Below are 14,089 nucleotides of genomic sequence, written 5' to 3' on the forward strand. Positions count from 1 at the left end.
GGGTGCGGCCAGCTGGGACGCGGCATGGCCGTCGCGGCGCGGCGGATCACGGGGTCATGGCCGCGACGATCCCGCTCGTCGATCGCCCCGCCAGCAGCGGAGTGATGACCACTTCGCCGCCGGCATCGCGAACCAGATCGGCGCCCACGATGGTCTCGGCGCTATAGTCGCCGCCCTTGACCAGGATGTCGGGCGCGATCGCCCGGATCAGGTCGAGCGGCGTATCGTCTTCGAACGCCACGACATGATCGACCGCCGCGAGCGCACTCAGCACCTCGGCGCGGTCGGCAAGTCCGTTCACGGGACGCGCGCACCCCTTCAGCCGCCGTACCGACGCATCCGAATTCAACCCGACGACGAGCAGGTCGCCCGTGCGCCGTGCCATATCGAGCAGGCGGACATGGCCCGCATGGAGGATGTCGAAACAGCCATTGGTGAACACGACCCGCGCACCACCGGCCCGCGCCTGGCGCAGCCGCGCGGTGAGCAGCGGCAGCGATACCAGCTTACTCGCGCCATGGGTGCGCCGATGCAGCCGCTCGTCCAGATCGGCGCGCGTGACGACATAGGTGCCCGGGCGCGACACGGCGATGCTGGCGGCAACGTTCGCCTGATCGATCGCGGCTGCGATCGGCAGTCCTTCGACGACGCCCGCGACAAGCGCAGCGATGATCGTGTCGCCGGCGCCGGTCACGTCGAACACCTCGAGCGCCTCGGTGGGGTGCTCGACCACCTCGCCCGTGCGCGACACCATCAGGATCCCCTTCGCACCGCACGTGACGACGAGACAGTCGAGATCCAGCTCGGCCAGCGCCTGCCCCGCACGCTCGGCGATCCGCTCCTCCGCGCAAGGCCCGAACAGCGCGTGAAACTCGCGCGCATTGGGCTTGAGCAGCGTGGCACCGGCATAACGCGCGGCATCGGGCGCCTTGGGATCGACATAGCTGGGCACGCCGTGGCGGCGCGCAACGGCGATCAGCGCTGGCAGATCGGCGAGCGCACCCTTGTCGTAATCGGAGAAGATCACCGCCTGGACGCCCTCCAGACGCCGCTCGAACCGCTTCGCCAGCTCCGCTCGCGCCGCCGCGCCGGTGGTGCCGTCCTGGTCGATCCGGGCAATCTGCTGGACACCGGAGATCAGCCGCGTCTTCTGCGTCGTACGCTCGCCGGTCTCCACCACGGCATCGAGCATGACGCCGTGCTCCGCCATCAGCCGGACGAGCTCCGTGCCCGCGTCGTCATCGCCACGGATCGTCAGCAGACTGCACCGCATCCCCAACCCGGCGACGTTGGCCGCCACGTTCGCGGCGCCACCCGCGCGCGTCTCCTCGCGACCGGCACACACCACCGGTACCGGCGCTTCCGGCGAGATGCGGTGCGTCTCGCCGATGATGTAGCGATCGACCATGGCATCACCGACCACCAGCACATGGGGGCGCCCGGACAGCGACACGCTCCGGGTCATGGCGCCTCCGGTCCCCAGCCCGGAATATGTGCCAGATCGCCGTGCATCGCGAGCTCGGGCCAGCGCGCAGCCCAGCAGCAATGATGGTCCTGTCCGGGAACAATCACGATCGTCGCCGGCGCATCGGCTGCCATATGCGCCACAAAGGCGCGCGTGATTGCCGGCGAGACGGTGCGATCGGCACCGCCAACGAAATGCACCTGCGGCAGCCGTGACAGCCGCGCCGCGTCGATCGCCGGATCAACCGAGCCTGACAGCGGCGTCAGCCGATGGGCGGCGGTCCACGCACCCAGATCGAGGTTGGCGGCAATCGTCACCAGCGCGGCGACGTCAGCGCGTCGCTCCGCCAACAGCGCCGCCAGCGCGCCACCGCCCGAATATCCGACGAGAATGACCCGCGATGCGCCGCCGGCCTCGGCCTTCAGCCGGTCCAGCGCGGCACCGGCGCTGTCGATCACCGCGGGGGCAAAGCGGGCGAAGCTCCAATAGGCGCTGCGGCAATTTCGGGCTCGGGGACCGTATTGGCAGGGTCGCGCGAGCCAGGCGACCGGCCCGCTCCCCGGATGCTGCAGGGCCAGCCGCAGCGCGAGCGGATCGGTCGGGGTGGGATCCATCGCCCGGCGGCCGGGGGCGGCATAGGCCAGGCCGTCGCCTTCGACATACACGGTGAGGACGTTCGAGCTGCCGCGGCCGGGACGCTGCGCCACCGCCAGATCGAAATCGCCGGCCGGGATCACTACCGATTGCCATCCTGCCTCGCGCGCCAGCGCCACAGCAGAAACCCGCGCGACAGCGGCATGATTGCAACTAATTGCGAGAACAATGAAAAGTGTTTTCACGCTACGCATTAATACGTAACCACACGTACTTGGCCATCAACCCCGCCCTTTCATTGCTCCATTTGATAATACGACACGCTAGTCTAACAGTTACTGCATGATCTATTCAACTGGTCGTTCCTGGGTGAATTGAGAAATGGCAAACGCCCCATTTCATGGTGCAATGCAGCAGGATCACACACCGATACGCGCGGTATTCTTCGATCGGGACGGGGTGCTGATCGTCGATACGGGCTATCCGTCGAAGCCCGACGAAATACACTGGATCGATGGCGCGCAGCGCGCGCTGATACGACTTGCCGCGCTGGGATACCGGCGGTTTGTCGTGACCAACCAGTCGGGGGTGGCGCGCGGATATTTTGACGAGGGCGCGGTCCAGAGCATCCATGCCGCGATGCAGGCCGCGCTGCCCGATGCGGCGCGGATCGACGACTTCGCCTATTGCCCGCACCATCCCGGTGGCAGCGTGGCGCGCTATGCGACCGCCTGCGATTGCCGCAAGCCGGCGCCCGGCATGCTGAACAGCCTGATCGCGCGGCACCGGATCGATCGGGCGGGCAGCTTCCTGATCGGCGACCGGGCGAGCGACCTCGCGGCCGCGGCCGCCGCAGGAATTGACGGCTTCCTGTTCCCCGGCGGCGATCTCGACCGGTTCGTCGTCCAGCTTCTGCGCGGCGCGTGACCCCGGCAGAGCCCGCCTTCTGGACCGGCTGGCTGTGCCGCCAGGCGCTGCCGCTGTGGAGCAACGCTGGCCATGACGAGGGTGGGTTCGTCGAACGTCTCGCGCACGACGGCACGCCGCAACCGGACGTGCCGCGCCGGGTGATGGTGCAGGCGCGGCAGATCCATGCGTTCGCGATCGCAGCGCGGCGTGGCTGGTGCCCAGGCGCCGCCGATCTCGCCCTGTGGGCCGGCGACACGATGATCACCCGCTACTGGCAGGCCGACGCGCAGCCAGGCTGGGCGTTTTCCTGCACCCGGCGCGGCTCGGTCGCCGATCCCCGTCGCGACCTCTACGCGCATGCGTTCGTCCTTCTGGCACTGGCCGCACTGATCCGGCTCGACCCCGCGCCGCGCACCGTCGCGCTGGTCCACCAGACGCTCGCCTTTCTCGATCAGGCACTGGGGCATCCCGCAGGCGGCTATGTCGAGGCGTGGCCGGACACGGTTCTGCCGCGGCGACAGAACCCGCACATGCATCTGCTCGAATCGCTGCTGACGTTGCACGAAACCGGGGCGTGCGGCGATCTCACCCCCCGCATCGCCGCGTTGATCGCGCTGTTCGACACGCGCTTCCTGCCCGCCGGCGACGACGTGCTGGCGGAATCCTATACGCTGGACTGGACGCCCGCGAACCCCGGCCGCGCCTTCGAACCGGGACATCATTTCGAATGGATATGGCTGCTCGAGCGCACCGCGGCCCTGACCGGCATTGCGGTGGGCGACCGGGTATCCCGGCTGCGCCGGCAAGCGCTGCGCGGCATGACTGCCGATGGCCGCGTCGTCGACATCATGGGCCCGGACGGCGCGATCGCGGCAAGCTGCCGACTTTGGCCCGCGCTGGAAGCCGCGAAGGTGCTGACGGGTCCCGCGCGCGATCAGGTGCTCGGCACGGCATGGCGCATTTTCTTCGCGCCCGCGCACCCGGGTGGATGGATCGACCATGTAGATCCCGGAGGCGATCCTCTGGTCGCGTTCATTCCCGCGAGCACACTCTACCATATCAGCACCGCGGTGGATCATTTTGGCTGAGGCACCGCCGGGTGATGCCCCTCTGCTCAGGCAGCAATGCGAACCGGCCGTTTTCGCGCGCGGATCCGGCAGCGGCGCGGGTTACATGCCGTCCTTCCGGCACCCCACAAGATCGAAGAATTGCCTATCGCGAAAGGCAACATCCCCGGAACCCCCTGAGTCCGGGAAAAGCATATGCGCCGGAGCAGCGTCACCCAGCTTCGGAACATGATTGATCAGTTCATACGCACCATCGGTTCCGATATAGTGCCGGTCTCCGTACGGACGGGGGCCCCCATCCGGACTTGGCGGCCGCCACCCCTTGACGGTGACGTCTTCGGTCGAGGCGATGTTTTGGAGGCCGTTGGAGCCGCCATTCCACGGCAACCACCAAAACGTCGCCCCCGACGCTTCATAGTGGACGCCGAGCGCAACATGGCTCGGCCAGTCCGGGCCGCTGTCGACCGGGCGGAAAGAGGCCGTCACGCCCGGGTTATGGCGTAAAACATAGTGTGCCTGCTCGACCGGGCAGGACGCTGTCGTAGCTGCCGCAAATGCCAACACGCCGATCATCGCGACAGTCCCCTTCGCTCGTCTGATCACCTTGTAACCACGGACAGAGCGTCGGCAATCAGCATTGCCAGGACCAGGACGGCTATGACGGGGCTTTGACGTTATCGAACGGCAGGTCATGGCCTCGGTTCGCACTGTCCAGATCGCCCCTTTTGACGTCATGCACGGACCGTCGGGACGTCGGCAATCCTGGTCGTCCACGCGGGCGACCGCATCTCCGACCGCAGCTTCCACTCCCGCTTGAAGCCCTGCGTCGCGGTCACCGCCGTCCAGGTGCCGAACTTGCCGTTAATCGCGTCGAGCGCGCCCATTAGGCGGTCGCGCTTCGCCGTATCCGCCTCGAACAGGGTCCGCGGTCGCTCGTCTTCGGGCAGGAGATCGTCGAGCAGGATACCGGCCTTGGTATAGGCATAGCCGTCGCGCCATGCCTTTTCGGCCGCCCGCCGTGCAGCCGCTATCAATTCAAAGCTATCGCTCGACATGGGATGGAGCGCGACGGTGCGCGACCCGCCATACTGCGGTCGGTCCGGCCTGTTCCGGTTGGTGTGAAAGAAGGCGGTCAGCCGTGCCGCGACGAGCCCATGCATCCGCAGCTTTTCGCCGGCGCGCAGCGCGTATTGCGACAAGGCGCCCATCATCCGATCAAAGTCACATACCGGCGTGCCGAACGAACGGGTGACCGCCATACCCTTTCGGCGGGGCGCGACGGACTCGACAGCGTCCGACGGCACGCCGCGCAATTCGGCAACCAGCCGCTCAAGCACCACAGTGCCGATGGCGCGCGCCTGCTTCATCGGCATGTCGCGCAGCGCGCCGGCGGTGTGCACGCCGAGGCCGGTCAGCTTTCTCGCAGTGGCGCCACCTACGCCCCAGACGTCTGCGACAGCGAAACCGTCCATGACCTGTCGGCGAACGGCTTCATCGCGCAAGTCCGCGACACCCTCGAACCGGACGTCCTTCTTAGCCGCGGCGTTCGCCAGCTTTGCCAATGTCTTTGTTTCGGCAATGCCAACGCAGGTCGGGATCGTGGTCCACAAACGAACCTGCTCCCGCATCGCATGCGCATGCTCGACAAGGTCCCTGCCCTCGAAGCCTGCAAGGTCCAGAAACGTCTCGTCGATCGAATAGATCTCGAAGTCACGCGCGAAGGGTTCGCAGGCAGCGATGACGCGGCGCTGCATGTCGCCATACAGCGTGTAGTTCGAGGACAGGACGCGGATACCGTGCCGGCGGACCACGTCACGCAGATGGTGGATCGGATCGCCCATCTTGATGCCGAGCGCCTTGGCCTCGGCCGAGCGGGCGATCGCGCAGCCGTCATTGTTCGACAGCACGATGACCGGCACGCCGACGAGGCTGGCATCGAACGCCCGTTCGCAGCTGACATAATAGTTGTTGCAGTCGATCAGCGCGATGGGCGCGCTCATGGCACCTTGCGCGCCACGCCGACGACGACGCCCCAGATCTCGACATATTCGTCGACGAGGATGTGCGGGAAGCCCTCGGCTTCGGGCACGAGCCAGTGCCGCCCGTCCATATGCCGAAGCCGTTTCAATGTCCGCTCGCCGTGCACCAAGGCGACGACGATCGCACCGGCTTTGGGTTGCTTGGCGCGATTGACGACGATCAGATCGCCGTCATTGATCCCGGCGCCCGCCATCGATCGTCCTTCGACCCGCATGATGTAACTGGCGGCGGGATGCTCCACGAGCCACGCGCCGAGATCAATCGGCTCCTCCATGTCGTCCTGCGCCGGTGACGGAAACCCGGCCGGCGTGTGACACAGGAAGAACGGGACCTCGCGCGGCACCAACGCGAACGGTATTTCGTGGAGCCTCAAGCTGCTCATGGGACGATTCCTTTTCCGGCCAGCCCTTTAGAGCGCAAGAACAGAAAGTGAACAAGGATTCGTGTGACAACGCTGCCGCATGGTGAGCGCTCGAACCGAAAGCGGGCGTTTGCGAGGACATTTAAGAGGTAAGCGTCCGGCCCGGCGTGTGTTGTGGCGCGGCACCGCTGCGCGAGGCAGTCGGCTCACGGGGGTAGCCGCGTTGCGAATCATACGATGCCGGGGGACGTGGAAGGACAGCCGTCCAACCTAGCGGCGGCGGGCTACGCGACCGGAACGTGGGCTTGCGATACCACCGCGATACCAAAACGCAGATTCACCGAAGCTTTAAGCGACAAGTCGCCAATAAAGCTCAAGGATATCAATGATTTAAGGTGGTGCCGCTTACAGGACTCGAACCTGTGACCCCCGCATTACGAATGCGATGCTCTACCAGCTGAGCTAAAGCGGCCCGACGATGGATCTCTCCGGTCGAGGGGGCGGCGCTTAACAGGGGAAATTCGCGCTGACAAGCGCCAACGCGGATTTACGCTCCGTTTACCAAACGCGGTGCACAGCATGGTACCATGACACGGGGAAGTTTTGGCATGACGAGTGCGCGCGAACTTGATGACGGCCAGGCCACCATGCGGGCCGAGGGGAGTGCAGCCACCGCCGGTGCCGGCGATGCCGCCGATGCCGGGATCAACGACGTCATGTTCGATCTCGGCGGCGACGAGCGGCGAATGCACGTCCGCGCGTATAATCACTGGGTGTCGCTGCTGAAGGGACGCCCCTATCCGACGATCGCCGATCTCGATCCCGGCTCGATCGCCGACTTCGGCCCGCACAGCGTCCTGATGGATTTCAGGACCCCGAACGGCGCAGATCCGCAACGCGGCGAAATGCCGATCACCGACCCCGGAATCGCGTTCCTGGGGACCGCGCTGCGCGAGGAATGCGGGCTCGTCGGGCGGATCGATTCGATCGCCGACGTACCCAGCCGCTCGCTGCTGTCGCGACTGACCGATCACTATCTGCAGATCATCGCGAATCGCGCACCCGTCGGATTCGAAGCCGAATTCGTCAACAGCCGTGGCCGGACCACGCTGTACCGCGGCATCCTGATGCCGTTCGCGTCGAACGACGAGGGAATCGATTTCCTCTACGGCGTGATCAACTGGAAGGAGCTCGCCGACGCGGGATTGCAGGCGACGCTGGCGGCCGAACTCGACGCCGCGGTGCGTGCGATGCCGCCGCGCAGCCATGCGGGACTTGCTGCGTACGCCATGACCGCGCCGGATATGCCGGGGCTTGGCGGTATTTCGGGCGGTATCTCGGGCGGTATCTCGGGCGGTATCTCGGGCGGCACCCAGGGCGGCGCGTCCGTCGGTCATGCGCATGCCACGTCGCCTGGCGTCCCGATCTGGGCAGACGGACCGAGCGCTCAGTTCGACTCCCCGCCCCCGTCGGCGCCGTCATCGGCCGACATCGCCGCCTCGCCGACGCACGCCAGCGCCGTGCTCGCGCATGTCGCGATCGATGGCGAAGCGCTGCCGGCCGGCGTGCGGACCGGTGACGTCGTCCTGCTCGTCGCGCGCGTCGCGCAGGGCGGCGGTTACGACATCGTCGGCACGATCACCGATGACCAGCCGCTCATCACACGCGCGCTGGGGGCGATCGACGGATAGGGTATCTGCGAGCGATGCTACGCGTCCGTGGCGGCACCGCGATCCGGGTCCGGCCCTGCACATCCCGCACTGCAGCATGCATCTTCGCAGCCGCCACAAGCCTTGAGGTCGATCAACGCCGAGCGCATAGGCTCGCGCATGGCTGATCATTCTTCGACCCTCATCGACCCGCTGACCGAGGCGCTGTCCGCTCGATTGACCGAGCGCGCATTGCCCGGCGAACTCAACGATTTCGGCAAGGCGGAGGCCGGACAGGCCGCGGCCTTCGTCGCCGCCACCGCACGCCAGCGCGGCGACGGACTGCCCGTGATCGCGCTCGAGCCGATCAGCACGGACGACACGCGGCGGCGGATGCGGCTGGCGATCATCAACGACGATATGCCGTTCCTCGTCGATTCGATCGCCGCCGCGATCGCCGGGCAGGACATCGCGATCGACCGGATCATCCACCCGGTCGTCCACACCGTTCGCAGCCCCGACGGCGTCCTGCAGTCGATCGGCGATTCGGGTAACGCCGAATCGATGATCTATCTCGAGATGGAACGTGCCGACGCGCGCGATCGTCGCGGGCTGATCGAGGAACTGACGTCGGTGCTCGCCGATGTCCGCGCCGCGGTGAAGGACTGGCGCGCGATGCAGGGCGCGATGGCGACCGACATCGCGCTGCTCCACAGCGACGGCCCCGATGCGGAGGGCGCGGCGTTGCTCCGCTGGTTCCTCGATGGCCATCTGACGCTGCTGGGCCACCAGGTCTGGCATCGCGACGGCAGCGCCGGCGCCGCGCTCGGCATCGCGCGCAACCAGCATGCCGTCCCGATCCTTGCCGAGGCATCGCGGATGCTCGCGATCGAGTGGTTCGAGGCGGGGAACCTCGCGCCGCTGCTGCTGAAATCGAACCTCATCTCGACCGTCCACCGCGCGGTGCCGCTCGACCTCGTCGTCGTACCGGTGATGGAAGGCGACCGGATCGGCGGGCTGTCGATCTATAGCGGGTTGTGGACCAGCGCGGCGCTGGCGGCGATGCCGCGCGACGTGCCCGTGCTCCGCACGCGGCTCGCCGCGATGAAGGCGAAGTTCGGGTTCGATCCGCGCGGCCATGCCGGCAAGGCGCTGACGCATGCGTTGACCGCGCTCCCGCACGACCTCGTCGTCGCCTTTCCCCCCGATGCGCTCGAGGACCTCGCGCTGACCGCGATGAGCCTCGCGGATCGCCCGCGCCCGGCGCTCGTGCTGGTCGAATCGGCGCTTGGCCGCCATCTGTTCGGGTTCGTCTGGCTGCCGCGCGACGATGTCACGACCGGGCGCCGCGTGGCGATCGGCGACATGCTCGCCGAGGCCGCCAATGCGAGTATCCTCAACTGGTCGATCGCGCTCGAGGACGGCGAGGTGGCGATGCTGCGCTACACGCTCGACCTGCGCGGCGACGGCCGGATGCCCGATGTCGCGCCGCTCGCGCTGCGGCTTCAGCGGATGGTCCGCGGCTGGGTGTCCGACGTCGAGGCGGCCCTGGTCGAGACGTTGCCGCCGCCGCGCGCCGCGCGCCTCGCGCTGCGCTGGGCCGCCGCCTTCCCGCAGAATTACCGCAACGTCAGCACCGCGGCCGATGCCGCCGCGGACATCCAGCGGCTTGCGGCGCTCGACAATCCGGGATCGCGCGGCGTCCGCCTGATCGAGAGCGCGCCCGGCGAGGATCGCCAGCTCAAAATCTACCGTCTCGGCGGTGCGCTCAAGCTGTCCGATGCGGTGCCGGTGCTCGAGAATTTCGGCTTCCGCGTGATCGGCGAGCTACCAACGCGTCTGCGCGAGGACAGCGATCCGTTCGTCCACGACTTCGTGCTCGAGGCGAATGACGACGCCTCACACACCGACGCGGCGACGCTCGAGCGCGCCATTGCGGCGGTGCTCGAGGGCGCGGCCGAGAACGACGCGTTCAACCGCCTGATCGTCGAGGTCGGCATGAGCCCGCAGGCGGTCGTGCTGTTCCGCGCGTGGTTCCGCTATCTGCGCCAGGCAGGGCTGCCCTACGGCCTGACCACCGTGGTCGACGCGCTGCGCCGCGCACCGAAGGTCGCGACCGCGTTGATCGCACGCTTTGCGGCCGCGCATGATCCCGCGAACGACGGCCACCCGGCGGATGCCGACGCCGCGATCGAGGCCGGGCTCGATGCGGTCACCGCGATCGACGACGATCGCATCCTGCGCGCCTATCACAGCCTGGTCGGCGCGACGCTGCGCACCAACGCCTTCACACCTGCCGCCGCCGAGGCGCTCGCGTTCAAGCTCGACAGCCACCTGATCCCCGGCCTCCCCGCGCCCGTGCCGTGGCGCGAGATCTGGGTGTACAGCCCGCGAATCGAGGGCATCCACCTGCGCGCCGGCCCGGTCGCGCGCGGCGGGCTTCGCTGGTCCGATCGGCGCGACGATTTCCGCACCGAGATCCTCGGGCTGATGAAGGCGCAGCGCGTCAAGAACGCGGTCATCGTGCCGACCGGCGCGAAGGGCGGCTTCTATCCCAAACAGCTCCCTGCCCCGTCGAACCGCGACGCGTGGCTGGCGGAGGGCACCGAGAGCTACCGGATCTTCATCCGCACCCTGCTGTCGATCACCGACAACATCGTCGAGGGCAAGGTTGTCCATCCGGCGGGCGTCGCGATCCTCGATGGCGAGGATCCCTATTTCGTGGTTGCCGCGGACAAGGGGACCGCGACGTTCAGCGACGTCGCCAACGCGCTCGCGCTCGACCGCGATTTCTGGCTCGGCGACGCGTTCGCGAGCGGCGGGTCGGTCGGCTATGACCACAAGGCGATGGGGATCACCGCCAAGGGCGCCTGGGTCTCGGTCCAGCGGCACTTCGCCGAGCGCGGCATCGACGTGCAGAGCGATCCGATCACCGTCGTCGGCTGCGGCGACATGTCGGGCGACGTGTTCGGCAACGGCATGCTGCTGTCAAAATCGCTGAAGATCGTCGCGGCGTTCGACCATCGCCACATCTTCATCGACCCGGATCCCGATCCCGCGGCGAGCTGGGACGAGCGCGCGCGGATGTTCGCGCTCCCCCGCTCGAGCTGGGCGGACTATGACACCGCGCTGATCTCGGAGGGCGGCGGCGTCCACGCGCGTACCGCCAAGGTCATCAAGCTGTCGAAACAGGCGCAGGCGGTGCTCGGGATCACGCTGGACGAGATCGAGCCCGGCGCGCTGATCTCCGCGATCCTCAAGGCACCCGCGGATCTGCTGTGGTTCGGCGGCATCGGCACCTATGTGAAGGCGGCGGCGGAGAACAACGTCCAGGTCGGCGACCCCGCCAACGACCGTCTGCGCGTCAATGCCGAGGAGCTGCGCGTCACCGCGATCGGCGAAGGCGCCAATCTCGGCGTGACGCAGGCCGCGCGCATCGCGTTCGCCGAGCGCGGCGGGCGGATCAATACCGACTTCATCGACAATTCGGCGGGCGTCGACTGCTCGGACAACGAGGTCAACATCAAGATCGCGCTCAACCGCGAGATGATCGAGGGCCGGCTCGACTACGAGACGCGCAACACGCTGCTCGCGAGCATGACCGACGACGTCGCGCATCTCGTGCTCGAGGACAATCGTCTCCAGACGCTCGCGCTGTCGATCGCCGAGGGCGCGGGTGCCGCCGCGATCGGCGTCGGCCCGGCGGGTGGCATCGCTGCGACCGGCGGCGGTGGCCCCGCGTCGATGCCGAGCTATGTCCGCGTCATCGAGATCTTCGAGGCCGATGGCCGCCTCGATCGGGCGGTCGAGGGGCTGGGCTCGAACGACGACCTGCTGCGTCGCGGGCTCGACGGGCACGGCCTGACGCGTCCCGAGCTCGCCGTGCTGCTCGCGACCGCCAAGCTCGCGCTGCAGGATTCGATCGAGCAGAGCGGTCTGGGTGACGATCCGGCGTTGCTCCCCGATCTCCATGCGGCGTTCCCCAAGGCGATGCGCGACACGTTCGCGCAGGCGATCGAGGAGCACCGGCTGCGCGGTGAGATCGTCGCGACGAAACTGGCCAATCGCATCGTCAACCGCCTCGGCGTGCTCCACCCGTTCGAACTCGCCGAAGAGGAAGGCGCGGCGATGGGCGACATCGCGGCGATGTTCGTGGTCGCCGAACGGTTGTTCGACCTGCCCGCGCTGTGGACAGACATCGAACGGCGATCGATGCCCGAGGCCGCACGGATCGCGCTGTTCGACGAGGTTGCGGTCGCGACCCGGTCGCAGATCGCCGACCTGCTCCGCGTGTCGGCGCCGGGAACGATGCCGGGCACGGTGCTCGACCGCCTCGGCAAGGGCATCCATCATCTCGACGGGCAGACCAAGGCGCTGCTGCTCGAGGAGGCCAGCGCGCAGAGCGGACGGATCGCCGCGCAGCTCGAGGCTGCCGGCGCGCCGCATGATCTTGCATTGGCCGTCGTCCGGCTGTTCGAGCTCGATGGTGCGGTCGGGCTTGCCGATCTGGGTGAGCGGCTGTCGCTTGACGAGGCGGTGCTGACGCGCGCGTTCACGCATCTCGGCCAGGCGCTCGGTCTCGACTGGGCGCAGGCCAATGCCGCGCGGATCACGCCGAGCGATCCGTGGGAACGCCTGCTGATCGCGGGGCTTGCCCGCGATTTCCAGCAACTGCGCCTCGAATTCCTCGCCCGGTGCGGCGCGAAGGACCCGCAGGGCGCGGTCGATACGTGGCTCGCCGCCAATGCCCCGCGCATCACGCAGTTCAGGGCGGTGATCGACCGTGCGCGTCACGCCGCGGTACCGAATGCGGCGATGCTTGCGCAGATCGCCGGTCAGGCGCGCGTCCTGCTCGGGCGATAAGCGGACAGGCGACACCGCCGGGCGGAACTCCGCGCCTGCCCGGCGGTTCGTCACACTCTTCCCGCCAATCGCATACGCAGCGGTTGAGTAACGCCCCGCGCTTGGCCTAGAGCTACCGGGAACACGAGGCCGATATGACCGATATTCCCAATACCCAGCCCGACAGCCGCGAAACCACGATCCTCGACGCCCCCGACCGCATGGTGAAGGTGCGCGAGATGTTCGGGATCGATTCGGACATGGAGGTGCCCGCCTTCTCCGAAGCCGACGAACGCGTCCCCGATCTCGATCCCGCCTATGTCTTCGATGCGGACACGACGCTCGCCGTCCTCGCGGGCTTTGCGCACAACCGCCGCGTGATGGTCCAGGGCTATCACGGCACCGGCAAGTCGACGCATATCGAGCAGGTTGCGGCACGCCTCAAATGGCCGTGCATCCGCATCAATCTCGATGCGCATATCAGCCGCATCGACCTGATCGGCCGCGACGCGATCGTCCTCAAGGACGGCCAGCAGATCACCGAGTTCCGCGAAGGCCTGCTGCCCTGGGCGCTCCAGACCCCGACCGCGCTCGTGTTCGACGAATATGACGCTGGACGTCCCGACGTGATGTTCGTGATCCAGCGCGTGCTGGAGACCGAGGGCAAGCTGACGTTGCTCGACCAGAACCGCGTGATCCGCCCGAACCCGTGGTTCCGCTTGTTCGCGACCGCCAACACGGTCGGCCTCGGCGACACCAGCGGGCTGTATCATGGCACGCAGCAGATCAACCAGGGTCAGATGGACCGCTGGAACATCGTCGTCACGCTCAACTACCTCCCCGCCAAGGTCGAGGCGCAGATCGTGCTCGCCAAGTCGGGGGAATATGACAAGCCCGACGGCAAGAAGGTCGTCGAGAACATGGTCCGCGTTGCCGACATGACGCGCAAGGGCTTCGTCAACGGCGACATCTCGACCGTGATGAGCCCGCGTACCGTCATCACCTGGGCGCAGAACGCGCTGATCTTCGGTGACGTCGGCTTCGCATTCCGCCTGTCGTTCCTCAACAAGTGCGACGAGGCAGAGCGGTCGCTGGTCGCGGAATATTACCAGCGCGTGTTCGGCAAGGACCTGCCCGAGAGCGTGATGGGCAAGGCCTGAGG

Annotated in this window: 10 protein-coding genes and 1 tRNA gene; 5 read left to right on the plus strand and 6 right to left on the minus strand. The window is 67.4% G+C overall.

The window, feature by feature from the left end; genetic code table 11:
* Positions 1–46: 46 nt before the first annotated feature.
* Together rfaE2 and AC0CH3_RS09075 are read right to left on the minus strand one after the other, a co-directional pair.
* Positions 47–1,465 (minus strand): D-glycero-beta-D-manno-heptose 1-phosphate adenylyltransferase, encoded by a 1,419-nt coding sequence (rfaE2, locus tag AC0CH3_RS09070; RefSeq protein WP_354303234.1) that lies wholly within the window; start codon positions 1,463–1,465, stop codon positions 47–49.
* Complete coding sequence (locus AC0CH3_RS09075; protein WP_354303236.1) at positions 1,462–2,313, minus strand: hypothetical protein; 852 nt, start codon at positions 2,311–2,313, stop codon at positions 1,462–1,464. Before AC0CH3_RS09075 ends, rfaE2 begins: the two co-directional genes overlap by 4 nt.
* Positions 2,314–2,440: 127 nt before the next feature.
* On the opposite strand from AC0CH3_RS09075, the gene AC0CH3_RS09080 reads away from it, so the two are divergent.
* Positions 2,441–2,986 carry a D-glycero-alpha-D-manno-heptose-1,7-bisphosphate 7-phosphatase gene (locus AC0CH3_RS09080; protein ID WP_354303238.1) on the plus strand — a complete coding sequence of 182 codons (546 nt, stop codon included), beginning with the start codon at positions 2,441–2,443 and terminating at the stop codon, positions 2,984–2,986.
* Complete coding sequence (locus tag AC0CH3_RS09085) at positions 2,983–4,056, plus strand: AGE family epimerase/isomerase (RefSeq protein ID WP_465237792.1); 1,074 nt, start codon at positions 2,983–2,985, stop codon at positions 4,054–4,056. The genes AC0CH3_RS09080 and AC0CH3_RS09085 overlap by 4 nt, the downstream gene beginning before the upstream one ends.
* An 81-nt stretch (positions 4,057–4,137) precedes the next feature.
* Here AC0CH3_RS09085 and AC0CH3_RS09090 read toward each other — a convergent pair whose 3' ends face one another.
* The 4 genes from AC0CH3_RS09090 to AC0CH3_RS09105 all read right to left on the minus strand — a co-directional run bounded on the left by AC0CH3_RS09090 (position 4,138) and on the right by AC0CH3_RS09105 (position 6,908).
* Positions 4,138–4,608: a hypothetical protein gene (locus tag AC0CH3_RS09090; protein ID WP_354303242.1), complete on the minus strand. Its 471-nt coding sequence runs from the start codon at positions 4,606–4,608 to the stop codon at positions 4,138–4,140.
* Between the two features lie 158 nt (positions 4,609–4,766).
* The gene (locus AC0CH3_RS09095; RefSeq protein WP_354303244.1) at positions 4,767–6,035 is read right to left on the minus strand and encodes a Y-family DNA polymerase; all 1,269 of its coding nucleotides are present in this window, start codon (positions 6,033–6,035) and stop codon (positions 4,767–4,769) included.
* Positions 6,032–6,457, minus strand: coding sequence for a LexA family protein (locus AC0CH3_RS09100; protein WP_354303246.1), 426 nt, complete (start codon positions 6,455–6,457; stop codon positions 6,032–6,034). Before AC0CH3_RS09100 ends, AC0CH3_RS09095 begins: the two co-directional genes overlap by 4 nt.
* A gap of 375 nt (positions 6,458–6,832) precedes the next feature.
* Positions 6,833–6,908 (minus strand) — tRNA-Thr (locus AC0CH3_RS09105).
* A gap of 136 nt (positions 6,909–7,044) precedes the next feature.
* Between AC0CH3_RS09105 and AC0CH3_RS09110 the strand changes: the two genes are divergently transcribed.
* From AC0CH3_RS09110 to cobS, 3 genes are all read left to right on the plus strand, one after another.
* Positions 7,045–8,127: a PAS domain-containing protein gene (locus tag AC0CH3_RS09110; RefSeq protein ID WP_354303248.1), complete on the plus strand. Its 1,083-nt coding sequence runs from the start codon at positions 7,045–7,047 to the stop codon at positions 8,125–8,127.
* A gap of 138 nt (positions 8,128–8,265) precedes the next feature.
* Positions 8,266–12,948: an NAD-glutamate dehydrogenase gene (locus AC0CH3_RS09115; protein WP_465237793.1), complete on the plus strand. Its 4,683-nt coding sequence runs from the start codon at positions 8,266–8,268 to the stop codon at positions 12,946–12,948.
* Between the two features lie 134 nt (positions 12,949–13,082).
* A complete protein-coding gene (gene cobS, locus AC0CH3_RS09120) occupies positions 13,083–14,087 on the plus strand; it encodes a cobaltochelatase subunit CobS (protein ID WP_031393922.1) in 1,005 nt (334 codons plus the stop codon).
* Positions 14,088–14,089 lie beyond the last annotated feature (2 nt).

The sequence above is a fragment of the Sphingomonas sp. AC449 genome, assembly GCF_979253475.1.